The 25,615-nt window shown below is 39.8% G+C and carries 22 protein-coding genes; 10 read left to right on the plus strand and 12 right to left on the minus strand.

Annotated features, from left to right (window positions below):
* The first annotated feature begins 27 nt into the window (after positions 1–27).
* The 4 genes from tyrS to G7B20_RS03330 all read left to right on the plus strand — a co-directional run bounded on the left by tyrS (position 28) and on the right by G7B20_RS03330 (position 5,761).
* Positions 28–1,311: a tyrosine--tRNA ligase gene (tyrS, locus tag G7B20_RS03315; protein ID WP_164108617.1), complete on the plus strand. Its 1,284-nt coding sequence runs from the start codon at positions 28–30 to the stop codon at positions 1,309–1,311.
* 124 nt (positions 1,312–1,435) lie between these two features.
* Positions 1,436–2,623 carry an aspartate aminotransferase family protein gene (locus G7B20_RS03320; protein WP_164108618.1) on the plus strand — a complete coding sequence of 396 codons (1,188 nt, stop codon included), beginning with the start codon at positions 1,436–1,438 and terminating at the stop codon, positions 2,621–2,623.
* 45 nt (positions 2,624–2,668) lie between these two features.
* Positions 2,669–3,415: a GDSL-type esterase/lipase family protein gene (locus G7B20_RS03325; RefSeq protein WP_164108619.1), complete on the plus strand. Its 747-nt coding sequence runs from the start codon at positions 2,669–2,671 to the stop codon at positions 3,413–3,415.
* 81 nt (positions 3,416–3,496) lie between these two features.
* Positions 3,497–5,761 carry an inorganic phosphate transporter gene (locus G7B20_RS03330; RefSeq protein WP_164108620.1) on the plus strand — a complete coding sequence of 755 codons (2,265 nt, stop codon included), beginning with the start codon at positions 3,497–3,499 and terminating at the stop codon, positions 5,759–5,761.
* Positions 5,762–5,888: 127 nt separating this feature from the next.
* On the opposite strand, the gene mtaB is transcribed toward G7B20_RS03330, so the two are convergent.
* The gene (mtaB, locus tag G7B20_RS03335; protein ID WP_164108621.1) at positions 5,889–7,208 is read right to left on the minus strand and encodes a tRNA (N(6)-L-threonylcarbamoyladenosine(37)-C(2))-methylthiotransferase MtaB; all 1,320 of its coding nucleotides are present in this window, start codon (positions 7,206–7,208) and stop codon (positions 5,889–5,891) included.
* Positions 7,209–7,405: 197 nt separating this feature from the next.
* Between mtaB and G7B20_RS03340 the strand changes: the two genes are divergently transcribed.
* The gene (locus G7B20_RS03340) at positions 7,406–8,227 is read left to right on the plus strand and encodes a thymidylate synthase (protein WP_164108622.1); all 822 of its coding nucleotides are present in this window, start codon (positions 7,406–7,408) and stop codon (positions 8,225–8,227) included.
* A gap of 42 nt (positions 8,228–8,269) precedes the next feature.
* A complete protein-coding gene (locus G7B20_RS03345) occupies positions 8,270–8,758 on the plus strand; it encodes a dihydrofolate reductase (RefSeq protein WP_164108623.1) in 489 nt (162 codons plus the stop codon).
* A gap of 80 nt (positions 8,759–8,838) precedes the next feature.
* On the opposite strand, the gene G7B20_RS03350 is transcribed toward G7B20_RS03345, so the two are convergent.
* Positions 8,839–9,282 carry a hypothetical protein gene (locus tag G7B20_RS03350; protein ID WP_240465973.1) on the minus strand — a complete coding sequence of 148 codons (444 nt, stop codon included), beginning with the start codon at positions 9,280–9,282 and terminating at the stop codon, positions 8,839–8,841.
* Positions 9,283–9,510: 228 nt separating this feature from the next.
* A complete protein-coding gene (gene argH / locus G7B20_RS03355) occupies positions 9,511–10,842 on the minus strand; it encodes an argininosuccinate lyase (protein ID WP_164108624.1) in 1,332 nt (443 codons plus the stop codon).
* Between the two features lie 124 nt (positions 10,843–10,966).
* Between argH and G7B20_RS03360 the strand changes: the two genes are divergently transcribed.
* Complete coding sequence (locus G7B20_RS03360; RefSeq protein WP_164108625.1) at positions 10,967–13,885, plus strand: alpha/beta hydrolase family protein; 2,919 nt, start codon at positions 10,967–10,969, stop codon at positions 13,883–13,885.
* Positions 13,886–14,023: 138 nt separating this feature from the next.
* On the opposite strand, the gene atpG is transcribed toward G7B20_RS03360, so the two are convergent.
* The 9 genes from atpG to G7B20_RS03405 form a co-directional block, all read right to left on the minus strand.
* Positions 14,024–14,902 (minus strand): ATP synthase F1 subunit gamma, encoded by an 879-nt coding sequence (gene atpG, locus G7B20_RS03365; RefSeq protein WP_164108626.1) that lies wholly within the window; start codon positions 14,900–14,902, stop codon positions 14,024–14,026.
* A gap of 83 nt (positions 14,903–14,985) precedes the next feature.
* Positions 14,986–16,560: a F0F1 ATP synthase subunit alpha gene (atpA, locus tag G7B20_RS03370; protein ID WP_164108627.1), complete on the minus strand. Its 1,575-nt coding sequence runs from the start codon at positions 16,558–16,560 to the stop codon at positions 14,986–14,988.
* 58 nt (positions 16,561–16,618) lie between these two features.
* Positions 16,619–17,164 (minus strand): ATP synthase F1 subunit delta, encoded by a 546-nt coding sequence (gene atpH / locus G7B20_RS03375; protein WP_164108628.1) that lies wholly within the window; start codon positions 17,162–17,164, stop codon positions 16,619–16,621.
* A gap of 50 nt (positions 17,165–17,214) precedes the next feature.
* Positions 17,215–17,715: a F0F1 ATP synthase subunit B gene (locus G7B20_RS03380; RefSeq protein ID WP_164108629.1), complete on the minus strand. Its 501-nt coding sequence runs from the start codon at positions 17,713–17,715 to the stop codon at positions 17,215–17,217.
* 100 nt (positions 17,716–17,815) lie between these two features.
* On the minus strand, positions 17,816–18,004 hold the full coding sequence (gene atpE, locus G7B20_RS03385) for an ATP synthase F0 subunit C (protein ID WP_079645055.1): 189 nt from the start codon (positions 18,002–18,004) through the stop codon (positions 17,816–17,818).
* Positions 18,005–18,040: 36 nt separating this feature from the next.
* Positions 18,041–19,093 (minus strand): F0F1 ATP synthase subunit A, encoded by a 1,053-nt coding sequence (gene atpB / locus G7B20_RS03390; protein WP_240458426.1) that lies wholly within the window; start codon positions 19,091–19,093, stop codon positions 18,041–18,043.
* A 110-nt stretch (positions 19,094–19,203) separates the two neighbouring features.
* Positions 19,204–19,611, minus strand: coding sequence for a hypothetical protein (locus tag G7B20_RS03395; protein WP_164108631.1), 408 nt, complete (start codon positions 19,609–19,611; stop codon positions 19,204–19,206).
* A gap of 44 nt (positions 19,612–19,655) precedes the next feature.
* Entirely contained in the window at positions 19,656–19,883 is a 228-nt protein-coding gene (locus G7B20_RS03400) for an AtpZ/AtpI family protein (RefSeq protein WP_164108632.1), read from the minus strand.
* 68 nt (positions 19,884–19,951) lie between these two features.
* Entirely contained in the window at positions 19,952–22,189 is a 2,238-nt protein-coding gene (locus G7B20_RS03405) for a helix-turn-helix domain-containing protein (protein ID WP_164108633.1), read from the minus strand.
* A 102-nt stretch (positions 22,190–22,291) separates the two neighbouring features.
* Between G7B20_RS03405 and G7B20_RS03410 the strand changes: the two genes are divergently transcribed.
* The 3 genes from G7B20_RS03410 (at position 22,292) to G7B20_RS03420 (ending at position 25,577) form a co-directional block, all read left to right on the plus strand.
* Entirely contained in the window at positions 22,292–22,792 is a 501-nt protein-coding gene (locus G7B20_RS03410) for a phosphoheptose isomerase (RefSeq protein ID WP_164108634.1), read from the plus strand.
* A 61-nt stretch (positions 22,793–22,853) separates the two neighbouring features.
* Positions 22,854–23,645, plus strand: coding sequence for a DUF3575 domain-containing protein (locus G7B20_RS03415; RefSeq protein WP_164108635.1), 792 nt, complete (start codon positions 22,854–22,856; stop codon positions 23,643–23,645).
* Between the two features lie 78 nt (positions 23,646–23,723).
* The gene (locus tag G7B20_RS03420; RefSeq protein WP_164108636.1) at positions 23,724–25,577 is read left to right on the plus strand and encodes a DNA topoisomerase IV subunit B; all 1,854 of its coding nucleotides are present in this window, start codon (positions 23,724–23,726) and stop codon (positions 25,575–25,577) included.
* Positions 25,578–25,615 lie beyond the last annotated feature (38 nt).

Consider the following 25,615-nt stretch of genomic DNA (forward strand, 5'->3'; position numbering starts at 1 on the left):
GACAGATAAAAAACAATTTATACGCATATGAATTTTGTAGAAGAATTACGTTGGAGAGGCATGCTTCAAGATATCATGCCCGGAACCGAAGAGTTGCTTAATAAAGAAAAAGTAGCTGGATATATCGGTTTTGACCCAACCGGCGATTCTTTACATGTTGGTCATTTGACCCAAATCATGACCTTAATCCATTTTCAAAATGCCGGACACAAACCTGTAGCCCTTGTTGGTGGTGCTACCGGAATGATTGGAGATCCTTCATTCAAGTCGGCGGAAAGAAATCTTCTGGACGAGACTACACTCAATCACAATGTAGCTTGTTTAAAAAATCAGTTAGCTAAGTTTTTAAATTTTGGTGACGGTGAAAACGACGCCAAAATGGTAAATAACTACGACTGGTTTAAAGATTTCAAGTTTTTGGATTTTATTCGTGATGTGGGTAAGTTGATTACAGTCAACTACATGATGTCCAAAGATTCGGTAAAGAAACGCTTAGAAGGTGACAATGGTTTATCATTCACCGAGTTTACTTATCAACTAATTCAAGGTTATGATTTTTATTATCTATGGAAGTATCATAACTGTAAAGTCCAAATGGGTGGATCGGATCAGTGGGGTAACATCGTTACCGGTTCCGAAATGATACGACGTCAAGATCAAGGTACTGCATTTGCTGTTACTACTCAGTTAATCAAAAAATCTGATGGGCAGAAATTTGGCAAGACGGAATCTGGCGCTGTATGGTTAGACCCAAAAAAGACATCTCCGTTCAAATATTACCAATTTTGGTTGAATGCGACAGACGATGATGCTAAGAACTGGATTAAAATCTTCACTTTAAAAAGTAAAGACGAATTGGATTCCATTATTTCCGAGCATGATACATCTCCGCACTTACGTGTTGTACAGAAAGCTCTAGCCAAAGATATTACTATCCGTACACATTCTTTAGAGGCGTATGAAATGGCGATCAAAACTTCGGAATTCCTATTCGGAAATGGTTCATTAGAATTCTTAACAAGTTTAGATCACGAAGCCGTACTAGATGCATTCGATGGTGTACCTCAATTTACAATTGACAAAAATGAGCTGATCGAAGGTATCAATATTTTAGATTTATTAGCTCTCAAGTCTCAGGTATTCTCCTCAAAAGGAGAAGCTAAAAAAATGCTTACCGGAGGCGGTGTTTCTTTAAACAAAGAAAAGCTAAACAATGTGGAACAAACAATAGACGCCACGAATCTGATCAACGAAAAGTATCTTGTAGTACAAAAAGGAAAAAAGAACTACTTTTTGATAATAGCGGAATAATCGAAGAATTAAATAAAAAACAGCAGCCACTTCCGAAAATAAGTGGCTGCTGTTTTTTATTTCAATAACCCTTGTAAGGTTATAACCTTATAACTTTCCAACATCTTATTCCTACCTTTGTGCCATGATTAGTAATAGAGAGTTATTCTTACAAAACACCGCTCAAACTTCAAACAGCCCGCGTCTTATTGAAATCGAACGAGCTCAGGGTTCGTATTTGTACAGTCCAGAAGGACAAAAATATTTAGATCTTGTATCGGGGTTTAACGTTAGTAATATTGGTCACCGACATCCTAAGGTTGTTGACGCTATTAAATCTCAACTGGACAAATATATGCATGTCACTGTTTACGGTGAATTCGTGCAAGCACCACAAGTAAAATTCGCTACCAAATTATTAGAACAACTTCCTTCCTTCTTTCAATCGGTTTATTTGACAAACTCAGGAGCAGAATCCGTAGAAGGAGCTATGAAAATAGCAAAGAAATACACCGGACGAAGGCAGATTATAGCAGCTAAGAAAGCGTACCATGGAAGTACACAAGGAGCGCTTAGCCTCATTGGTAATCCCGCCTATCAAGAAGCTTATGCGCCTTTATTGCCCGAAATTGAGTTTATCACATTCAACGACAGCAAGGATATATCACGTATCACAACGGCCACGGCAGCTGTTATTGTAGAAGCCATCCAAGGTGAGGCTGGGGTACGCGTCCCCGACATGACCTATATAAAGGCCTTACGTCAAAGATGCACAGAGACGGGGACACTTCTAGTTTTTGATGAAATCCAAACTGGATTTGGACGAACAGGAGCGATGTTTGCCTTTCAACATTTTGATATTATCCCTGATATCCTGATGCTTGCAAAGGGAATCGGCGGAGGGATGCCTTTGGGTGCTTTCGTTTCTTCAAAAGAGATAATGGATGTAATCAAAGACAACCCTATGCTTGGTCACATTACGACGTTTGGAGGACACCCAGTCAGTTGTGCTGCAGCCGTAGCATCACTTGAGGTTATCCTAGAGGAAAAGCTTATCGAGGGAGTTGCTACTAAAGCCGCCTTGTTTAGAAAAGAACTAACCCACCCCAAAGTAAAAGAGATTCGGGGCTTAGGACTCATGATGTGTCTTCAATTAGAAAACTTTGATCAAGTCTATAATATCAGTAAATACTGTGCCGAGCACGGTGTCATGATCGATTGGTACTTACACTGCGAAACAGCATTACGCATCGCCCCTCCATTGACAATTTCGAACGATGAGATTATAGAAGCTTGTAAAATCATTCGAGAAGCGATTGATAAATTTTGTTAGTTATTCGTTATTCCTTAATTTCAGGTCCATTTAAACCTTTAATTCATGAACAACAGAAGAACATTTCTCAAAAATTCAGCTTTAGCCCTAGGTGCAAGCTGCCTGTCTAGCTATTCTTTGAAAGCCGAATCTATTGCTAACCGATCAAAGATAGAGATACAACAAGGGGACATCATCCTGTTCCAAGGTGACTCCATCACAGACAACGGTCGAAGCAGAGATAATATGCTACACAATGATAGCCAAGCACTGGGGCGGGGATATGCTATGCTTGCCGCAAGCACGTTATTACAGAGACATGCCGAGAAGAACATTAAAGTGTATAACCGCGGCATCAGTGGCAATAAAGTACCTCAATTGCAAGATAGATGGCAATCCGACTGTATTGACATATCCCCTTCTGTATTGAGCATTTTGGTCGGTGTAAATGATTATTGGCATACAAGAAACGGTAATTATGAGGGGACACCTCAGCTCTATAAAGAACAATATCAAAAACTACTGGACACTACATTAAAGAATTTACCAAGCGTAAAACTAATAATCGGAGAACCTTTTGCCGTAAAAAATGTGAAGCATGTAGATGACAGCTGGTTTCCTGAATTTGCAGACTATCAGCGTGTAGCCCATGAGATTGCTAAGGAATACAACGCGATACTCCTTCCCTATCAAAGCATATTCGACAAAGCGACTGATCGGTCTGCTGGTGATTACTGGACCACGGACGGTGTACACACTTCTCTTGCAGGAGCAAATTTAATGGCTCAACATTGGCTCGATTGCTTTAGGTAAACTAAGCCAAAAAAAACAACACTTAACATTAAGTTAATATACGCTTCATTTTTTGTTCATAGCTTTGCAAAAAAATAAACTATGGACAATTATTTATATTTAGTCATCATCACATTGATTACTTTAGGCGTAATAGACCTTATGGTTGGTGTAAGTAATGACGCGGTCAACTTTTTAAATTCTGCCATTGGTTCCAAAGCAATTCCTTTCCGGTTAATCATGATCTTAGCCAGCGCAGGTATACTGTGTGGAGCGCTATTTTCAAGTGGAATGATGGAGATTGCACGGAGCGGAATCTATGTACCGAGTATGTTTAGCTTCAATGACGTACTCATCATATTTCTCGCAGTAATGATTACGGATATTATTTTACTAGACGTATTCAATTATTTTGGTTTACCTACATCCACCACTGTTTCAATTGTTTTTGAGCTACTTGGAGGAGCTGTTTGTTTAGCCTTATATAAAATTGCCACTACCACGGGAGATTGGTACACCTTATCCCAATTTATAAACACCAAGAAAGCTTCCGAGATTGTTTTCAGCATATTATTGTCAGTTATCCTTTCTTTCAGTGTAGGGATGTTAGTACAATATCTATCCCGTTTGATCTTCACCTTTCAATATGAGAAAAAGATCAAGACTTTTGGTATATTTTTTGGTGGTATAGCACTTGCGGCCATCAGTTACTTTATCATTATCAAAGGACTAAAAACCGTTAGTTTCATCGACAAATCCACAAAAGAATGGATCAATACGCACGAATTATTACTCATTGCGGGGAGCTTTGTAGTATTCACCGTATTGAGTTTTATACTAATCCGCTTAAAGATTAATATACTAAAAGTTATTATTGGAATCGGAACATTTGCTTTGGCGTTATCATTCGCTGGAAATGACTTGGTCAACTTTATTGGCGTACCTGTAGCAGCCATTCAAGCCATCGGCTTTTTTCAGGCTGCAGGAGGAAATCCCGACACCTACATGATGGGCGAGCTTGGATCTGCTGATATTGTCGCACCGATATGGATTTTGTTCATCTCCGGAGCCATTATGTTATTCACGCTATGGACCTCTAAGAAAGCTAAAACGGTCATTGAGACGGAAATGAATCTCAGTAGCCAGTCTGGTGCAACTGAGAAGTTCCAACCCAACACGCTTTCGAGACTCATTGTCCGAGGATTTGTAAATTTAGGTACAGGGATTAGCTATTTGATGCCTAGAGTCCTACAATCAAGACTTGATAGCCGTTTTGACAACACGGGGGTGCTATCAAAAAAAGATAAAAAAGACGAACCTATGTTTGACATGGTACGTGCATCTGTAAATCTTATGGTTGCCAGTAGTTTGATCGCTCTAGGAACATCCATGAAACTACCTTTATCCACCACCTATGTAACATTTATGGTAGCCATGGGGACCGCATTTGCAGATCGTGCTTGGGACAGAGAAAGTGCCGTATACCGCGTATCGGGAGTATTTCATGTTATAGGCGGATGGTTTGTTACAGCAGGATGTGCATTTTTAGGAGCTTTCATTATTGCCTATTTACTTAAAATAGGTGGTATCATAACCTTTGCAGGAGCACTTGTTCTTCTTGCTGTTCTTCTGGTATTTAATGCAAAAAGCCATAAGAAAAAAGTAGCAGAACAAACCAAGAGAAAGCTAAAACTTGCTAAAGAAGATATACATACTCTTCAACAAGTAACCGAAGCTAGTTCAGATCAGATCAGTGAGGTCTTTGCAAAATCGAATATCTTCTATAAAGAGATTGTGGACGGGTTAATCAAGAATGATCTCACTACGCTTTCCATGAACAAAAAGTTGATCAAGAAATTCTTACGTGATTTGGACTCGACCAATGACAATCTCTATAACTTCATTCGCAATCTAGATGACCATTCAGCAAAGGGCAGCCGGTTTTACATTATGTCTTTGGGTTATCTACAAGATATCGTTGAGAATCTTTATGTCATCGCAGGCAATGCGCAAAGCCATGTCGATAATAACCACAAGATGCTGAAAGACTACCAAGGCAATGATCTACAACTCGTGGCTTCAGAACTGGGCAACTGGTATGCCGAGGTATATAATATGTATAGAAGACGTGACTTTTTAAAGATTGACAATACGATGAAACAGCGTGATCGTTTGCAAAAGGTTATCAACACCCTATTGGACAAACAGATTGATCACATCCGTACAACAGAGAACAGTCCAAAGAATACAAAGCTCTACTTTTCCATTCTCTTGGAGACAAATGAACTTATTAGTTCTACATTCAAATTACTACGATTAAACAAAGAATTTGAAGAGTTCAAAATAAATAACAAGAAAGTGAAATAAGCAAAACTTTCATGATCTGCCAGCTGGCGGATCATGAAAGCTCTTGATACCCTTAAAGAAATAACATACTCATAAAGAAGGGCTTGCGTAAATTACACAAGCCCTTCTTTATTACTTTGATTATTTATTAATGTGTCAATACCTCCGGCAGCTCTTCAATATCGACTTCCCCATTCTCTGAGATAGAAACAAATCGAACCGGTGCAATCTCATTCACCAATAATGGATCATAAGGTGTACGTACCTTTACATAATTCTTAGAAAAGCCGTGCATATATCCATCCTTAATATCCGACTCAAACAGTACCTCTCCTATGTCACTTAGGTTTTGTTCATAGAAAGCACGACGCTTCTTCTCCGATAAAATATGCAACATCTTACTTCGGTCTGATCGCTGTGCCCCTGGTACCGCACCTTCCATCTGAGCTGCAATTGTATTCTCCCGTTCAGAATAGGTAAACACATGTAAATACGAGATATCCATTTCATTTAAGAAATTATAGGTATCGATAAATTCCTCCCGTGTCTCTCCAGGAAATCCTACAATGACATCCACACCTATACAACAGTTAGGCATCAAACTTTTTATCTTCGCAACCCTTTCTGCATATAACTCACGCTTATAGCGTCGGCGCATCTGTGCTAATATCTTATTAGATCCCGACTGCAATGGCATATGAAAGTGAGGCACGAAACGCTTCGATTGAGCCACAAACTCAATCACCTCATTGGCCAACAAATTCGGCTCAATAGAAGAAATACGAATTCTGTCAATGCCTTCAACTTCATCCAGGGCTTTTACCAGATCCAAGAACTTGTCCTGACGCTTACCATCCCTAATACCAAAATCACCTATGTTAACACCTGTCAATACAATTTCTTTCACACCAGAGGCCGCTATCTCTTCGGCCTGCTTAACGATATCTTCGATCTTGCCCGAGCGACTCGCTCCACGAGCCAATGGAATCGTACAGAATGTACACGAATAATCACATCCATCTTGGACTTTTAAGAACGTTCGCGTACGATCTCCAATAGAAAATGCAGACACAAATTGATTCGTTTCGTCTATTGGTGCATTATGAATGATAGCCTTTTCCTGCTTAGTCAGATCATTGATATGTTCGATGATATTAAACTTCTCAGCCGCCCCTAACACCATGTCTACTCCCGGAATTTCGGAAATCTCCTTCGGTTTGAGCTGCGCATAACAGCCTACAATGGTAATATAAGCATTGGGCGAATGCTTTAATGCTTCTTTCACCACCTTACGACATTTCTTATCTGCGTGATCCGTTACGGAGCACGTATTGATTACATAAACATCTGCCTGCGAATTAAAAGGCGTGGTTTCATAGCCCGCATCTTTAAAAATACGCCCTATAGAGGATGTTTCTGAAAAATTCAGCTTGCATCCCAGTGTGTAAAAAGCAACTTTTTTATTCATATCGATCTGCAAAAATACACATTTTTATAGATATGAGATTTCAGAATACAGATTTAGATCAAGAGATTGCAGATATGAGATGACAATGACAGTAATAAATTAAAGGATTTCAACATTAGCTGTAATTTCCTTAGCTTTGGATATTCCTAAAAAATCATCATCATCATCGACCTTAGGGGAGATAAAAAAAGATAAAAATGAAACAATATCTAGATTTACTAAAACACGTTTACATAGAGGGTGTTGACAAGACAGATAGAACAGGAACAGGTACCCGTGGTGTTTTTGGTTATCAGATGCGTTTCAATCTGAAAGACGGTTTTCCACTAGTAACGACAAAAAAACTTCACCTACGTTCTATTATTCACGAATTAATCTGGTTTCTAAAAGGCGAAACCAACATCCAATATCTGAAAAAAAATGGAGTAAGTATATGGGACGAGTGGGCTGATGAAAATGGCAACCTAGGTCCGGTTTATGGTTCGCAATGGCGGTCCTGGCCCACTCCAGACGGTGGACATATCGACCAGATCGCTCAAATCATAGATCAACTAAAAAATACACCAGATTCTCGTCGTATTATCGTATCTGCATGGAATGTTGCCGAAATCGGGAATATGGCACTTCCTCCTTGTCACGCATTCTTCCAATTTAATGTGGCTCCTGCTCAACCGGAGAAAGGTCTACTGAAGCCTCAGCTATCCTGTCAATTATACCAACGAAGCGCCGATATTTTCTTAGGAGTACCTTTTAACATTGCTTCATACGCATTATTGACCATGATGGTCGCACAAGTCTGTGACATGGAGGCCGCCGACTTTATTCATACCCTAGGTGATGCACACATCTACAGCAATCACTTTGAGCAGACAGAATTGCAATTGTCCCGGGAGCCAAAGCCTCTACCACAGATGAAAATAAATCCAGAAGTCAAGGACATCTTTGATTTCAAATTTGAAGATTTCGAATTAGTGAACTACGAATTTCACCCACATATCAAAGCACCTGTAGCCGTGTAGCTTTGTCACATCATAACTTTGTAATCTCGTAACTTCTTTACTATGCCACAAATAACACTCGTAGTCGCAGCCGCAGAAAACAATACCATAGGTAAGGATAACCAAATGCCTTGGCACCTACCCAATGATTTTAAATATTTTAAAAAATCTACACTGGGGCATTCCATTGTAATGGGCCGCAAGACTTTTGACTCTATTGGAAAACCCTTGCCAGAACGCAGAAATATTATCCTCACCAGAGATCAACATTATAACAATCCCGAAGTAGATGTCGCAAATAGTATACAGGAGGTTCTGACCTATTGCCGCGATGAACGTGAAATCTTTATCATCGGTGGTGCTGATATTTTCAAACAGGCATTACCGCTGGCACAAAAAGTACTATTAACTCGCGTACACGCCGAAATAGCTGGTGATACTTTCTTCCCAGAGTTACCTCCTTCAGATTGGATATTGGTCAGTCAAGACAGGCATTCCAAGGACGGAAAACACGCCTATGATTACACCTTTGAGGTCTGGGAAAGAAAATAAAAAACGTGAGGGTCCAAAAGAACCCTCACTTTCGTTCCGCTACGCTTCAATCTTCCTAATAAACCTTCGTAACCACTATCTTAATCAGATTTATTTAATATACTCTTTATTTCCGCTTGCGTTAATATAATATCCCCCCCTTTAGGACCTTCATAGACAGGATGTCCATTATGTTTCTCTCCTGTTAGCTTATCCCCATTAGTAACCGATTTTGCTTTGTTAGTTTCAGCTTTCGCCGCACTTTTCTCTGCTTTGACCGCATGGTTTACTTTGGTTGGTTCCTTGTATTCCATTGGCTTTACATTACCAACAGCTTTTTCTGCTTTGCTACCCTTTTTACCGACAGCTTGATGAGCTTTCGGTTCTATTATTAAAGATTTTTTCTCAATGGCAGCCTTGGGATGCTGTTCCATTTTCCTGGGTGAGATCTCGTTTGCTTTCTGTTCTGCTTTAGCCGGTTGGGTCTCTACCTTTTCAACTGTTTGTGCTTGTGTAGCTCCTATTCCTAATGTGGCTACAAACACAGCTAATGCTGCTATTTTTTTTTAAAAATTTAAGGTTTCCATAACCAATAAAATTATATAAATACACTACACATTAGTGCTCAAAAGGAATACCAAAAACAACACACTACTTATCAAGCACATTAACACAGTTTTAACTATAACATATTATTACTCAATATCCAACAACAAAAAATCCCCAACTGCCTTTCGCAATTAGGGATATCATTTACTTCTATTTCTTAATATTTACTTCAGAAGTTCATTCAAAGCTTTCTCTACTTTCTCAAATCCAAACTGCGCTTTGACCTCTTCAAACATCCGCTCGATCTGATCATTGCAAAGATTTCCGATACTTCCTTCGTGCGTATGCTTCACCTCTTTCGAGGGTTGAAAAGTTCCCTTTTCTATAGCCATACCGATATTTTTATAAGCTTCGCGGAATGGAATACCTTGGAGCACCTCGTTATTGACCACCTCGACACTAAATAGATAATCGTATTTAGGATCGTCCAGTATATTTTCCTTGATACTAATATGCTTTAGCATAAAAGTAGCCATAGCCAAACAATCATTCAACGATTCGAAAGCTGGGAACAGATTCTCCTTCAATAACTGTAAGTCCCGATGATAGCCCATCGGCAGGTTGGTCGTCATCAAAGCAATTTCATTCGGTAGCGCTTGTATTTTATTACAACGTGAACGAATGAGTTCAAATACATCAGGATTCTTTTTATGCGGCATGATGCTCGACCCTGTTGTCAGATGAGCAGGAAAACTTATAAATCCAAAATTTTGATTGATATACAAGGTCACATCCATTGAAAATTTGGCCAACGTAGCAGCGATCGAGCTCATGGCCTGTGCTACGATACGTTCCGTCTTCCCTCTTCCCATTTGTGCATACACCACATTATAGTTCAAGTCCTCAAATCCGAGAAGCTCTGTTGTCATCGTACGATTCAACGGAAACGACGAACCATAACCAGCGGCTGAGCCCAAGGGATTCTTATTGCTTATATTCCAAGCGGCCTTTAACAGGTGCAAATCATCAACTAAGCTTTCGGCATACGCCCCAAACCAAAGCCCAAAGGAAGATGGCATAGCAATCTGCAGATGCGTATATCCTGGCATGAGGACATTTTTATACTGTTCACTTAATCGCAAAAGTTGATTAAACAGAAGCTCGGTATTGTTAAAAACACCCTGTATCTCGGAGCGAAAATACAGCTTTAGATCGACCAATACCTGATCGTTGCGTGACCGACCGGAATGGATCTTTTTACCGGCCTCTCCAATACGCTGTGTCAGCATCATTTCCACCTGCGAGTGCACGTCTTCGACACTATCTTCAATCGCGAACGTCCCCTCCAGTATCTCTTCATGAATTTTCTTCAGCGCCTGCTGAACTAATGCCAAATCTTCATTTGTCATTAGACCGATACTGTTCAACATTCTCGTGTGCGCCAGAGAACCCAATACATCAGCTTCTGCCAACTGTAGATCCATTTCCCGATCGTTGCCCACGGTAAACGATTCGACAAAGGAATCTACATCTATATTTTTTTGCCAAATTTTCATTAAATTCTATTTTGAAGTACAAAAGTACCAAATACATCGTAAAATATTCTATACAATGCATATTCCTTATAAAACAAGCACTAAAAATCAATAATTTAGAGGCTGAAAATCTAACTTATCTTTAATGAACAAAAAGACTTTATTATTCTTAGCGTGTCAACTGTCCTGGTTTATACCACAGGCGCAAGAAGGTAAAAAGCCATTAACATGGCAAGAGATTCCGTCATGGCACTATATTCGGATGAATGGAGCGCAGCCATCAGCTGACGGGAATTGGTTTGCTTATGTAGCCGGACCTTCGGAAGGCGACCTTACATTGACTTTAAAAAAGACACAGGATACACTGAATTACAGTTATAAAATAGGTAGGCAAAGCACTCCAATAGCCTTCTCTAATAACAGTCAATACCTTGGTTTTTTCGAATCACCAAATTTCAAGGCAATCAAAGCCAATGAAAAAGCAAAAAAACCAAGTAGCAAAACACTAAAAATTGTAGCTTTAAAAGATACGGCATCAATAACCTTTGACAAGGTACAAAGCTTTAACTTTTCTAACGATGACAACAAATGGATCGCAATCCGTTTCGAAAGTGCTCCCCCAGCTCCAGGTACTCCTAGAGGAGAAGATGCTGGCCGTGGCAAGGATCTATTGTTGTATAATCTATCTACAAAAAAGAGCTTCAACCTAGGTAATGTCAGCGACTATAAATTCAACAAATCTGGCCAATATCTAGCTTATACCGTAGACGCAAACGGCAAAAACGGCAACGGTATATTCTTGATGGATATGGCTACAGGCTTGACGACTGCCCTTCAAAATGACGATGCCAACTTCTCAAAGATTAATTGGAACAAAGAAGGAACTGCTTTTGCTCTGCTAAAGTCCAAAAAGGACAAAAAATACAAAACACCAGTATACTCCCTAATCGGTGTAAAAAACATCAAAGGCCAACAGGCAGAAACTTTTACCTACGCTGGATTAGATGAAAACCAGATCATGGCTGGCTTCGGAATAAGTCAAAATACGGTTCCATCTTGGAGCAAAGACTTAAGTACTGTGTTTTTTGGTATTGCCAAGCTGGAAAAAACAGAAGAACCGAAAAGCACAGAAAAAAAGATTGATAATTTAGGCAAGGATTCGACGAACAATAAACTTGCTATCGCACAGAAAGACAGTATTGGTAAGGATGCTACTGCAACAAAAGTAGCGAAAACAGCGCCTAAGAAGCCTGAAGTCAACAAAAAAGATCTGGAAAAACCCGATATGATTATCTGGAACTGGCAAGACAAACGCCTACAATCTGCTCAACGCACGCAATTGCAAAGAGATAAGAACTTTATGATCATGAGCGCATGGAACATTGCCTCCAATAAGTTTGTTTCACTAGCAGATAGCGCGGTTAAATCTATTGCATTAGCACCAAACCAAACGATTGGTTATGGTTTAGATTTTACACCTTATGAGTATGAGTCTAATCTCGATGGTCAAGGATATGGTGATCTATACATTATCGATGTAAAGACAGGAGCAAAAAGACTTGCTGTAAAAAAAGTATACCTTAATGCCTCGCGCGCCTTCTCCTTCTCGCCTAATAGTAATTTTCTATTGTATTACAATGATGGTAACTACTATACGTTGAATGTAAACAGCCTTCAAACAAAGAATATTACCGAGAATATTCCTTCTTCATTTGTGGATATATATGACGATCACAATGTATCAAAAGTAGCGACAGGCAATTACGGTTGGACAGCAGATGGCAAGTCTGTTCTATTAAAAGACAACTTCGATCTTTGGAAAGTATCTGCCGACGGCAAATCAGCTACCACATTGACAGACAACTGGAAAGGAAAAAAATTAGCAACGATAGCTGTTAGCAGACTTTATGAAGACGATGAAAATATAGATCTTAAAAAAGATCAGTATTTTGGCATCATCAGTCAGGAGACCAAACAAAAAGGAATTGCGCTATTAGCTGCTGGTCAAAACAAGATGCAGATTCTAAAATTGGATGATGTTAATATCGGCCCAATAAACAAAGTAAAAAACAGTAATGCGTTGTTTTATACCGTAGAGAGCAGCAACAAAGCGCCTGAATACTACGTCAGTCAGGATAAGTTTCTAAAAAGCGAAAGCCAACTAACATCCAATACAGGTAACAAAGACAAATACGATCTTTCGGCAGGATCAAAATTGATCAGTTATGTGAGTGATCACGGAGACACCCTGCAAGCTACCCTATACCTTCCTGCGAACTATGTAGAAGGCAAATCCTATCCTACGATAACCTATATCTATGAAAGATTGACGGACGACAAAAACACGTACACACAGCCGGGCTATCCAGGTGGTGGATTTAATAGAGCAATGTATAATAGCAATGGTTATGCTGTATTGATGCCCGATATCAAATACAAATTGAACGATCCCGGTATGTCAGCTGTAGCTTGCGTAATTCCAGCGGTAAAAGCAGCCGTAGCCACAGGTATTGTAGATGAGAAAAATGTTGCTATCCACGGACATTCTTGGGGAGGATACCAAACTGCTTTCTTAATCACGCAAACAAATATCTTCAAGGCAGCTGTTGCTGGTGCCCCACTCACCAATATGATTTCGATGTATTCTTTAATCTATTGGAATTCCGGATCATCCAACCAAGCGATCTTCGAATCCAGTCAAGGACGCCTGACGACAGGATACTGGGACAACTGGGAAGCGTATACGCGCAACTCACCGATCTTTCACATCAAAAAGGTTAACACCCCATTAATCATCATGCACAACGATAAAGATGGCGCTGTAGACTACACGCAAGGTGTCGAATATTACAACGGCTTGAGAAGGCTTAATAAACCAGTGGTAATGCTTACCTACAACGGCGAAAACCATGGTTTGGCTAAGGAAGTAAATAAAAAAGATTACGCTGTGCGTATGATGGAATACTTTGATTACTACTTGAAAGGTAAAGAAGCCCCAAGCTGGTGGTCAAAAGGAGTAGATTATATGGACTTAGAAAAGCACTTAGAAGAAAGAGCGTTTTAGGCAATAGGCTATGGGTAATAGGCTATGGGCTCATAGCTTATTGCCTAATGCTTAAAGCATACACACAACTTAAAGATAAAACATAAAAAAGGCGTTGAAAATCTTCAACGCCTTTTACATATTTAGTTTGTTTTATTATTAACCATTTGACAATGCAGCTGCACCGGATACAATCTCGGTAAGCTCTGTGGTAATAGCCGCTTGACGTGCTTGGTTGTAAGACAGCTTCAATGCTTTCAATAAATCTCCTGCATTATCTGTTGCTTTATCCATCGCAGTCATACGTGCACCATGTTCTGACGCATTAGAATCTAAAACTGCTTTGTATAGCTGAATTTTGATCGCTTTAGGGATTAACTCTTCAATAATCTTCTCCTTAGACGGTTCGATGATATAATCAAGCTCAGCTACATTATCTTGTTTCTCCTCCGGTACCAAAGGTAAAAGCTGTTCTGAAGTCAAAATCTGAACTGCAGCATTCTGGAATCGGTTATAAACCACTTCAACGCGGTCTATATTACCGTCCTTAAACTCCGTCATGATATACTCCGTAACCTTAGAAACATTTTCAAAATCAAGGTTATTGAATAGCTCGTTGTTATTGCCAATAACGTTAAAACCACGCTTTGTGAAAAAATCGTGCCCACGCTTACCAATAGCGATGACACTAAGATTCCCAAGGGCATGTTGCTCCGCATATTTACTGAAGATAAGGTTATTGGTTGCTTTGATAGCATTCGCATTGAAAGCTCCTGCCAAACCTCTATTCGAAGTAATAACGACCACCAGTACTTTTGTAGGAACACGATCCTGTGTATACGGAGAATCACTACCTTCTACAGAAGAGGAAACTTGAGCTAAAATATCTCTTAATTTATTGGCATAAGGACGCAACTGCACGATTGCATTTGTCGCACGTTTTAATTTCGCAGCAGATACCATCTTCATCGCTTTGGTAATCTGTTGCGTGGATGTAACCGAGGTAATCCGGTTTCTAACTTCTTTTAAATTTGCCATATTCCAATTTAAGTAGGAAGTATTTAGTAATTAGTATTTAGACTTAGAGATCTAAGTACTAAACACTAAATACCTTTTACTTATTAATATTTTGAAGCTAATTCTTTAGCTACTGTTTCTAACACATCTGTCAACTCGTCGGAGAATTTACCAGCTTTTAATGCAGCTAAAACTTCTGGATGACGTTGTTCCAATTGTGTCAAGTATTCTTCTTCAAATTGTCTTACTTTATCCACAGGAACATTGCGCAACAATCCCTTTGTACCTGCATAGATAATAGCTACTTGCTTTTCAACAGATACCGGAGAGAACTGACCTTGTTTCAAAATCTGAACGTTACGGATACCTTTATCCAATACAGCTTTAGTAGCAGCATCAAGATCCGAACCGAATTTTGCAAAAGCTTCCAATTCACGGTACTGCGCTTGGTCTAACTTCAAGGTCCCGGCAACTTTCTTCATCGACTTGATCTGTGCGTTACCACCCACACGTGATACGGAGATACCTACGTTGATTGCTGGACGGATACCCGCGTTGAATAAATTGGATTCTAAGAAAATCTGACCATCTGTAATCGAAATTACGTTGGTAGGGATATACGCAGATACGTCACCTGCTTGTGTCTCGATGATAGGAAGAGCAGTCAATGAACCACCACCTTTTACCAAATGCTTGATTGACTCCGGTAAATCATTCATCTCGCGAGCGATATCGTCGGAAGAATTGATTTTTGCCGCACGCTCCAATAAACGAGAGTGAAGGTAAAATACGTCTCCAGGATAAGCCTCACGACCAGGAGGGCGTTTTAACAATAGAGACACCTCACGGTAAGCTACCGCTTGTTTTGACAAGTCATCGTATACGATCAATGCCGGACGACCTGTATCACGGAAAAACTCTCCGATCGCAGCTCCTGCCATTGGTGCGTAGAATTGAAGTGGTGCAGGCTCTGCAGCAGAAGCAGCAACAACAACAGTATAAGCCATAGCACCTTTTTCTTCCAATACACGTACGATGTTCGCTACTGTAGAGTTCTTCTGTCCAACAGCAACATATATACAGAATACAGGCTGACCTGCATCATAAAATTCTTTTTGGTTGATGATCGTATCGATACAAACCGCAGTCTTACCAGTCTGACGGTCACCGATTACCAACTCACGCTGACCACGACCTACCGGAATCATCGCATCGATAGCTTTGATACCTGTTTGTAATGGCTCAGTAACAGGTTGACGGAAAAGTACCCCTGGTGCCTTACGCTCGATAGGCATTTCGTAAGTTTCGCCTTGGATTGGTCCTTTACCATCAATAGGTTGTCCCAATGTGTTTACTACACGCCCCAACATACCTTCACCTACTTTAATAGATGCGATACGGTTAGTACGTTTGATTGTATCTCCTTCTTTAATTTCGTCTGATGGGCCTAAAAGTACAACACCTACGTTGTCTTCTTCTAAGTTCATTACAATACCTTGTAATCCATTAGCAAACTCAACTAACTCTCCGGATTGAACTTTTGTTAAGCCGTAAACACGAGCAATACCGTCACCAACTTGTAGTACGGTACCTACTTCTTCCAATTCGGCTTCTGACTTAAAGCCCGACAATTGCTCTCTTAGAATTGCCGAAACTTCATCTGGTCTTACCTCTATCATTTTAACTTCGTATAAGGGGTTTTAGAATCTATTACATTTATCGATTTCGTACAAGTGCTTAAACACCTTGTGTTACGAAATGTCTTTCTAGTTTATTTAATTTGCCTGCGATTGTTGCATCAACCTGTCTGTCGCCTACTTTAACCACAAATCCACCGATTAACGTAGGATCTACTTTATTGATTAAAATAACTTCAGCATTGATCTGTTGACCAATAGCAGTCTTTAACGCTTGAATATTTTCTGCTGACAATGCCGCTGCAGAAAGGACCTCGGCCTTAACAATACCATTCAGCTCATTATATTCACGGATGAATTCTAAAGCTGTAGCATAAATCAATTCGCCACGTCCTTTGCGGATCATAATGCCAAAGAAAGCCATTATTTCAGGTCTCGCTTTGTCTTTAAAAAGAGCAGATAAAATATTCTCCTTTTTGTCTGTTTTAATAATCGGATTACTTAAAACAGCCTGTAATTCGGAGCTCGACTTAATTATCGCTACAATCTGCTCTATATCGGCCTTTACAGCCTCTACATGGCCTTGCTCTTTTGCCAAATCTAATAAAGACTTAGCGTATCTAGAAGCAACTTTGAATACTGACATGTTAAAAAAGTTAAAAATTAAAAATTAAAAATTAAATAGTGAGCTGATCACTAGTTCAATTTAACATCTTTCAACAAGTCAGAAACTAACGCCTCTTGCTTGCCTTGATCTTCAAACTCTTTAGTTAAAACCTTACGTGCGATATCTAAAGATAAAGAAGAAACTTGGTTCTTAACTTCTGCTAAAGCTTTCAACTTTTGATCTTCAATTTCACGCTTAGCGTTTTCTATCAACTTAGCACCTTCTGTTTGCGCAGCCTCTTTCGCATCAGCAACAATCTTATCTTTCAATAATTTTGCTTCCTTAAGAATTGCGTCACGCTCTACACGGGCTTCTTTTAACAACTGCTCATTTTCATTCGTCAAACGCGCCATTTCTAATTTAGCTTTCTCTGCAGATGCTAAAGCATCAGAAATACCTTGTTCACGTTCGTCTAATGCATTAATGATTGGTTTCCAAGCAAATTTACCCAATAAAACCACTACGATCACTAATACAATTAGCAACCAGAAAAATAAACCGAAGGAAAAATCGTGAATTAAAGCTTCCATTATATATGTTTAATATTTTTTAATGTTTGTTTTTTGTTAAGTAACATCATTTGCAACCAACCGTTGCAAATGATGTCCTGTACTTGTGTCAAAAATGGGCTTATTTACCTAAGATTAGGGCAGCAAGTGCCAAACCTTCAACTAATGCACCAATGATGATCATCGCAGTTTGAATTTTAGAAGCAGCTTCTGGTTGACGAGCGATAGCTTCCATAGCTGAACCACCGATTTTACCTAAGCCTAAACCTCCACCGATTACGATTAATCCTGCTCCAATTAAGTTGTACATAATAATTATTTTATAAAATTTAACAAAAAATTCTGATTAATGATGCTCTGGGTGCTCCTCTACCGCCATACCTATAAATAGCGAAGACAACATTGTAAAAATGAAGGCCTGTAGGAAAGAAACCAATAGCTTTAAAACAAAGATGATCAACGTCAATAACATGGAAATACCAATACTACCACCTAACGTCAGTTGACTCTGAAACAAGTAAATTACAGCAATGAAACCCATGATCACAAAGTGACCCGCAGTCATATTTGCAAACAAGCGAAGCATTAACGAGAATGGTTTCGTAAAGATCCCCAACAACTCGATCGGTGCTAACAAAATCTTGAAAGGAACAGGAACACCTGGCATCCAAAAAATATGCTTCCAATATGCTTTATTTGCTTTAATATTGGTAATTAAGAACGTAACAATAGCCAAACCAAATGTTACAGTAATGTTTCCTGTCACATTGAAGCCAATTGGGGTAAGGCCCATCAGATTTAACAAGAAGATCAAAAAGAATACAGACAACAAATAAGGCATAAACTCTTTGTAACGGTGTCCAATATTAGGACGAGCCATTTCATCGCGCACATAAATAATCAATGGCTCTAAGATACGTCCAATACCAGTCGGGATAGCGTTAACGCTCTTTTTATATGTTGTCGCCAAGCTCAAGAATGCCCAAAACAATAAGATTGTAGCAATAATTAAACCTGCCACATTCTTCGTGATCGAGAAATCCCATGGCTTTGCATTGGTCGGGTGACCTTTTTCATCATAAGTTATAGTACCTGCCACATCAGTTTTGTAAATTTTGCCGTGGTATAACTTATAAAACTGTCCATCCTTCTCAACAATAGCTTCACCATGATGAAACTCAGCAGAAGAGAATACTTTCAAACCATTATCAATCAAAATAACCGGCAACGCAAAACCATAATGTTTGCCTGAGGCTTTGTGACTGAACAAGGAAAAGTAATAATCATCTTTGACGTGATGTTGTGAATAAGCCGTTATTTCCTCCGGCGTAGAAATTTCCGAAGCCTGAGCTCGAACTGTGAACGGATTAACTGTAAAGAAGATTACTGTAAAAAGCAAAATTGCTCTCTTAAGACTCACCATTTTAGACTACTATATGAATAATGAAAAATTTTGGGCAAAAATACAACTTTATTTGGCATAAAATACCAAATGACTAAAACTTTTTGTTATTTTTTTTCAACAGTTCTATCCTCTTGATTCAAAGCCTGAAAGGCAATGAAAACATCGAAAAACAAAAACAGAAAAAACACAACTAAAAAGTTATACTCTATAAAATCATTCTCAAAGACGCCCAGCCCTTTTCGAATATAAATATACCCTGCAATAACTTTGATCGTCATGATCCCTAAAAAGACAAAACCCAAATTTTTGGGCATAGCCCAATTGGTAAGCATAATTAAGACTAATGCGAACAAAGAACCTACAGCCCCAACAGCATACATGCCCAATAAGCTATACCCCGATTGCGACCAAAGCGTACTCAATTCCATACCATCCAAAACCAGATAATGTGCAAAATAAGCAGTTACTGAAAGCAGCACCAACATCAAAATATTCTTAATATAGTTATTCATCTTTTGTTTGTATCTAAAGGAAGCCATGAGCTCACTTCGTTCGGTTATTCATCTTTACTAATTCTCTTGGCTTGCCGGATGAACTGCACCAGCGAAGCTAACACTCCAAACATGGTCCACCCTTTTGTCCACCACCCTCCTTCAACTCCAAATCGTTCATCAACCCAATCTCCAAGCAAATAACACAAGTAAATTGTTGCCCCCATCTGAAAGGGCATGGACGTAAAAACAATCCACTTACTTACTTTCTTAGGAGACTTTTCTTCTTTCAAATGATTAAAGATTGATCTGCAAACTTAGATAAAAAGCTTGGTATTCGTGCTATATCTGCCTAAATAATTCAATTCCCAGCACCAACTTCCTGATTGGTATCGGAGGTCTCTAAAACCTTCTGTCCAATCTTAATCTCCGGGTATCCGTACGCATCACCAAGAATCATTTTAATTTCTGAAGAAGACTTACCTTCATTGGTCTTTAGCACCATCAAGATATGATCCAATTTCTCTTTCGAGATAAGATCTTCGGCATCGATTTCTGCACCTACATAATGAATCAAATGACCATAAATAGTCCCCTCTACCATCCCTCGCTTGACAGCAATCTGGGCTATATCAAATCCGTCAAGATACATTTCCAGGGTGACTTGTTTGGTATCGAGCTCCTTACCATCCCCTTCATCGGCGATGGCTACCGTGTCATCCTTCACAATATTCCCCACCAAAGCCAAATCTTCAATCCCCTCCTCTTTGGTCAAAGCTGTAGCGATGGTCAGACAATGCTTCAACACTTCATATTTTCTTTTAAAATCCAAAAGTAGGGCCTTCAACTCCTGAATATATTTTTTGGTACGTTTGCGCACTTGCCATTCCTCAATATGCTGGAAGGTGGCATCGATCAATTCAGACTCCATACGTGGTAAAAACCACTGGACAGCAGACGATGTACGGTCACATATTTTTTGATAATCAACATCTTCCGGATTGGCCAGCATACCATACAACTGCGTAACGAATTTATGAGCCACCCCTTCTTGTTGCTTAACAGCGGTCATCACTCCCAACATAAAAGCTTCCACCCCAGGCTTGTTATCAATATTACGATTGGCTAACGAATCACTCAATTCCTGAACAGCCTCCGTGAGTGTAGTCCATCGAAAACTCTGGAGTAAAATCTGTCCTAAAAAAACGCGTTGACACTGTACCAAAACCTTATCCATTTCTCCTTCATCAAGCAGTTGCTTCATAAAATCAACTACCTGATAATCTGTCCGTATCGCATGTGCTGCTATTTTTGACCGCAACACCAGCCCTTCTAGACCAGTCAGCCTACTGAGTGCAACATAGACCTGTCCAGAAGCAAACGAAGTACCGGCGTCGATAATCGCCTTTTCAAACGTAAGCCCCTGACTTTTATGGATCGTAATCGCCCAAGCCAGACGTAATGGATATTGCGAAAAAGTACCCAAAACCTCCTCTTCTATTTTGTCCTCCCCTTTATTGTACTTATATTTTATATTCTCCCAGGTTTCTCGCTTTACCACCACATCTTCCCCTCCGTCTTTGAACCCCACCACGATTTGATGTTTATCCAACAACAGTTCCTTAACAAAGCCGATCTTTCCGTTAAAATATTTCCGATCTTCACCCACGTCATTTTTGATAAACATGACCTGTGCCCCTTCCTTCAGCGCTAAGGTCTCCTCTGTCGGAAAAGCGCCTTGCTGAAAATCATCTTTGACAATAGCTTTAATGTTATGCATTCTTCCCGCAAGCTTCACCAGTTCTTCTTGATTTATCTGCTCCGCGATACGGTTATGCGAAGTCAAGGTAATATACTGGTCATCTTGTGCCGGCACGAACGCATCGTGATAATGACTGTTCAACAAATCCAGATCGGCAGCCGTACACTGGTTATTCCGAATATTGTTGAGCACCGATATAAACCCTGTATCCTGTTGACGATATATCTGCTGCAGCTCCAACTTAACCAAGGCACTATTTCGCAACACCTTAGCATCAAAAAAGAACATACTGGAATAATGACCACGCAACACTTGCCATTCGGCATCTTTAACCACGGGAGGTAACTGATAGAGGTCACCTATAAACAGTACCTGAACTCCCCCAAAAGGCCGCATATCCCGACGTACAGATTTCAAAATAACATCTATTGCATCCAAGGTATCAGCCCGCACCATAGAAACCTCGTCAATAACCAACAATTCTAGCTCCTGTAAGATAGCCCGACGTTGTTTAGTTAATTTAATCGTACTGAAAAGACGGCTTTTATTATAAATATTATGGTCCTGCTCGTCCCATTTTAAAGCATAATCCTCAATAAAAACACCAAAGGGTAACCAAAACAAAGCATGGAGCGTAGTACCTCCTGCATTCATTGCCGCTACCCCTGTAGGGGCTGTAATCGCCATTTTCTTATAGCAATTGTCGCGTATGTAGCGAAGAAATGTGGTTTTCCCTGTCCCGGCTTTTCCAGTAAGAAATAGATTTTGGTTTGTCTGATTGACAAATGCTACCGCTTTCTTAAAGATCTTATTTTCGTTATCGTATTGTTGCTTCATGATATACTGCAAAAGTAAGCGTTTTGAAGTTCTCAAAAAAACAATTAACTTTATGTACTTTCGACTAGAAGTATTAACTTAACCTTTAGAAATATAAAAAACATGACGTATATAGATAAAGCGGAACTATTCAACCAGATTGAAACTAAAATTACCGATGCTGGTTTTACGATCGAAAACATTGACCAAAACAGGCCTTGGGGAGGATTTTTCGTAATCAACGAAGATCAAGCTCAACAATTTGCGAACCAATATTTCGATGGTCTAGACATTAAAGACCTGAAGATATCTGGCAAGTTAAGCCCCAAAATCCTAGTTGTAGCACCTTCAAAGAGACTATCTTGGCAATATCATCACCGCAGAGCCGAAATCTGGAGAGTCATTAGAGGAGAAGTCGGCGTAGTAACAAGTCCGGATGATAGCGAACATGAACTAAAAATATTAAAAGAAGGCGAATTCATCCGCTTGGCACAAGGCGAGCGCCACCGTTTGGTAGGCTTAGGCGAATATGGTGTGATAGCAGAAATATGGCAACACACTGATTCAGAAAGTCCTTCCGACGAAGATGATATCGTACGCGTTCAAGACGACTTTGGAAGATAATTAAGTCCTTATTCCATCGCAGTGAAACCATATATCTTATTACAACCTTAAAACACGTCTTATGTTTCCCTACAGATACTTAAAGTTCTGTTTTTTAGGTTTATTAATTTCTATGGTTTCACCTACCTTGGCGCAGAAGTATTGTAAATGGGGAGACAAGGGAACTGATCATCTTTTAAAAACCAATTTATTAAACCTTCCCTTAAAGACGTTTAATCTTGAATACGAACGTTCATTCAGGCCCAACATCAGTATCGGCGTAGATGTATCTTTCACCCCCAAACGGGATCTACCTTTCAAAGGTTCTATAATAGACAAAATTACCAATGAAAACGCTAAGAAAAGCGTCGAAGAAACGCGTTTTAATCAGTTTTCAATAATTCCCCAAGCTCGGTTTTATTTTGGAGATCGAGACGTATTCACCCGTTTTTACACCTCTCCTTATATCAAATATTCTCGCTACCAAACCAGTAGCACTTTATTCTACAACTCCAACGTCGTAAATAAAGCAACCTCAACGCTTATTCCTATTGAAGTCCCAATTTCGGGAAATATTAACACATTAAGCGCTGGTATAGCAGTGGGACTACAATTCCAGATCCTTAAATCACTTTACCTAGACTGGAAAATCATCGGCACCCATTATGGTTTCCTTTTTGGCAAAGGATCTGTAACATCAACCGAAGCGCTACCGAAGGACTTACAAGAAGAGATCCGAAAGTCACTTCAAAAATTGGATGACTTGCCTTTTTATTCCTTTCCCCATACCGTTTCGGAAAATAGTGTCGAGCTAAAACCTAAAGGCGCAAACATCGGAATCACGTCTGCAATTTCCATTGGTTACCGATTTTAGCGGCTATTTTTTGCTTGCGGCATTCGTGAATCCAAAGCATTTTATCTAAGTTTGTACATACTTCATATTTTACGGTACATGACTACATATAACGAAGATAGTATACGATCCCTCGACTGGAAAGAACATATCAGATTACGGCCTGGTATGTACATCGGTAAGTTGGGAGATGGTTCTGCCTATGACGACGGCATTTATGTTTTATTGAAAGAAGTGGTAGACAATTCCATCGATGAGTTTGTGATGGGAGCAGGAAAAACCATCGATATCACAGTCAATGAGAATAAGGTATCGGTACGGGATTATGGCCGCGGGATCCCTATCGGATCTGTGGTGGATGTCGTTTCAAAAATAAATACAGGAGGTAAGTACGACAGTAAAGCATTCCAAAAGTCCGTTGGTCTGAATGGAGTCGGTACGAAAGCCGTCAACGCTCTTTCGGCAAACTTCACGGTTCAATCCTACCGACAAGGTGTCACCCGCATTGCGCAATTTGCAAAAGGTGAACTCATGGAAGACGAACAAAAAGAAACTACACAGCGAAATGGTACTGCGGTAACTTTCTACCCCGACGAAAGTATATTCAAACATTATAAGTACCGAGTAGAATTTGTTGAAAACATGATCTGGAATTATGTTTTCCTCAACTCGGGACTTACCATTAACTTCAACGGGCAGAAATTCATTTCAGAGAATGGACTAAAAGATCTTCTTGAACGTAACGTGGACACCGAAAGCATGCGCTATCCGATTATTCACCTCAAAGGAGAAGATATCGAGATCGCAATGACCCACGGTCAACAGTATGGCGAAGAATACTACTCATTTGTCAACGGACAGCATACCACACAAGGAGGAACGCACCAAGCGGCATTTCGTGAAGCTTTGGTAAAGACAGTTCGTGAATTCTACAAAAAAGAGTTTGACGCTTCAGACATCCGGGCCTCTATCATTGGAGCTATCGCGATCAAAGTACAGGAACCTGTCTTTGAGTCACAGACCAAAACAAAACTAGGCTCGCAAAGTATAGGTCCTGAGGGTCCTACAGTACGGACTTTTATCAATGACTTCGTTAAGAAAGCATTAGACGATTACCTACACAAAGATTCAACCACGGCAGATGCCTTATTAAAGCGGATTATGCAATCAGAGCGTGAACGCAAAGATATCGCCGGAATCAAAAAACTAGCCAACGAACGGGCAAAAAAAGCTTCTGTACACAACAGAAAACTTCGCGACTGCAAATTACACTTCGGCGACAAAAGTGAGAGAAACCTAGAAACTACGCTATTCATCACCGAGGGAGACTCAGCTTCCGGTTCTATCACCAAATCACGTGACGTACAGACACAGGCCGTATTCAGTCTCAAAGGAAAACCATTAAATAGTTATGGATTGACCAAAAAGATCGTTTACGAAAATGAAGAGTTCAATCTGCTGCAACACGCTTTAAATATTGAAGACGGTTTAGACGGTCTCCGTTATAACAATATTGTGATAGCGACAGATGCCGATGTCGACGGTATGCACATACGCTTGTTATTGATGACTTTCTTCCTTCAATTTTTTCCAGACTTGGTTAAAGCGGGCCACGTTTCTATTTTACAAACACCCTTATTCAGGGTCCGTAATAAAAAAGAAACTATCTATTGCTACTCGGATGAGGAGCGTCAACGTGCCATTGCTAAATTAGGTAATAAACCTGAAATCACGCGATTCAAAGGTCTTGGTGAAATATCTCCCTCCGAATTTGGTTTATTCATTGGAGAAGACATGCGTTTGGAACCTGTAATACTTTCAAAAGACAATAGACTACAACAGCTATTAGAGTATTATATGGGCAAAAACACACCGGATAGACAACGCCATATTGTAGACAATCTCCGTGTTGAAATTGATCTTGAAGCTGAGCTCGCACAAAAAGCAGGCTAAAAACATATACTTACCTGCAGAAATCACATTTTCTGCAG

This window comes from Sphingobacterium sp. xlx-96 (assembly GCF_011007365.1).
GTDB lineage: Bacteria > Bacteroidota > Bacteroidia > Sphingobacteriales > Sphingobacteriaceae > Sphingobacterium > Sphingobacterium luzhongxinii.

Coding starts and splice junctions, on each gene's coding strand:
- tyrS (WP_164108617.1), top strand. CDS start 28: ATGAATTTTGTAGAAGAATTACGTTGGAGAGGCATGCTTCAAGATATC.
- G7B20_RS03320 (WP_164108618.1), top strand. CDS start 1,436: ATGATTAGTAATAGAGAGTTATTCTTACAAAACACCGCTCAAACTTCA.
- G7B20_RS03325 (WP_164108619.1), top strand. CDS start 2,669: ATGAACAACAGAAGAACATTTCTCAAAAATTCAGCTTTAGCCCTAGGT.
- G7B20_RS03330 (WP_164108620.1), top strand. CDS start 3,497: ATGGACAATTATTTATATTTAGTCATCATCACATTGATTACTTTAGGC.
- mtaB (WP_164108621.1), bottom strand. CDS start 7,208: ATGAATAAAAAAGTTGCTTTTTACACACTGGGATGCAAGCTGAATTTT.
- G7B20_RS03340 (WP_164108622.1), top strand. CDS start 7,406: ATGAAACAATATCTAGATTTACTAAAACACGTTTACATAGAGGGTGTT.
- G7B20_RS03345 (WP_164108623.1), top strand. CDS start 8,270: ATGCCACAAATAACACTCGTAGTCGCAGCCGCAGAAAACAATACCATA.
- argH (WP_164108624.1), bottom strand. CDS start 10,842: ATGAAAATTTGGCAAAAAAATATAGATGTAGATTCCTTTGTCGAATCG.
- G7B20_RS03360 (WP_164108625.1), top strand. CDS start 10,967: ATGAACAAAAAGACTTTATTATTCTTAGCGTGTCAACTGTCCTGGTTT.
- atpG (WP_164108626.1), bottom strand. CDS start 14,902: ATGGCAAATTTAAAAGAAGTTAGAAACCGGATTACCTCGGTTACATCC.
- atpA (WP_164108627.1), bottom strand. CDS start 16,560: ATGATAGAGGTAAGACCAGATGAAGTTTCGGCAATTCTAAGAGAGCAA.
- atpH (WP_164108628.1), bottom strand. CDS start 17,164: ATGTCAGTATTCAAAGTTGCTTCTAGATACGCTAAGTCTTTATTAGAT.
- G7B20_RS03380 (WP_164108629.1), bottom strand. CDS start 17,715: ATGGAAGCTTTAATTCACGATTTTTCCTTCGGTTTATTTTTCTGGTTG.
- atpE (WP_079645055.1), bottom strand. CDS start 18,004: ATGTACAACTTAATTGGAGCAGGATTAATCGTAATCGGTGGAGGTTTA.
- G7B20_RS03395 (WP_164108631.1), bottom strand. CDS start 19,611: ATGAATAACTATATTAAGAATATTTTGATGTTGGTGCTGCTTTCAGTA.
- G7B20_RS03405 (WP_164108633.1), bottom strand. CDS start 22,189: ATGAAGCAACAATACGATAACGAAAATAAGATCTTTAAGAAAGCGGTA.
- G7B20_RS03410 (WP_164108634.1), top strand. CDS start 22,292: ATGACGTATATAGATAAAGCGGAACTATTCAACCAGATTGAAACTAAA.
- G7B20_RS03415 (WP_164108635.1), top strand. CDS start 22,854: ATGTTTCCCTACAGATACTTAAAGTTCTGTTTTTTAGGTTTATTAATT.
- G7B20_RS03420 (WP_164108636.1), top strand. CDS start 23,724: ATGACTACATATAACGAAGATAGTATACGATCCCTCGACTGGAAAGAA.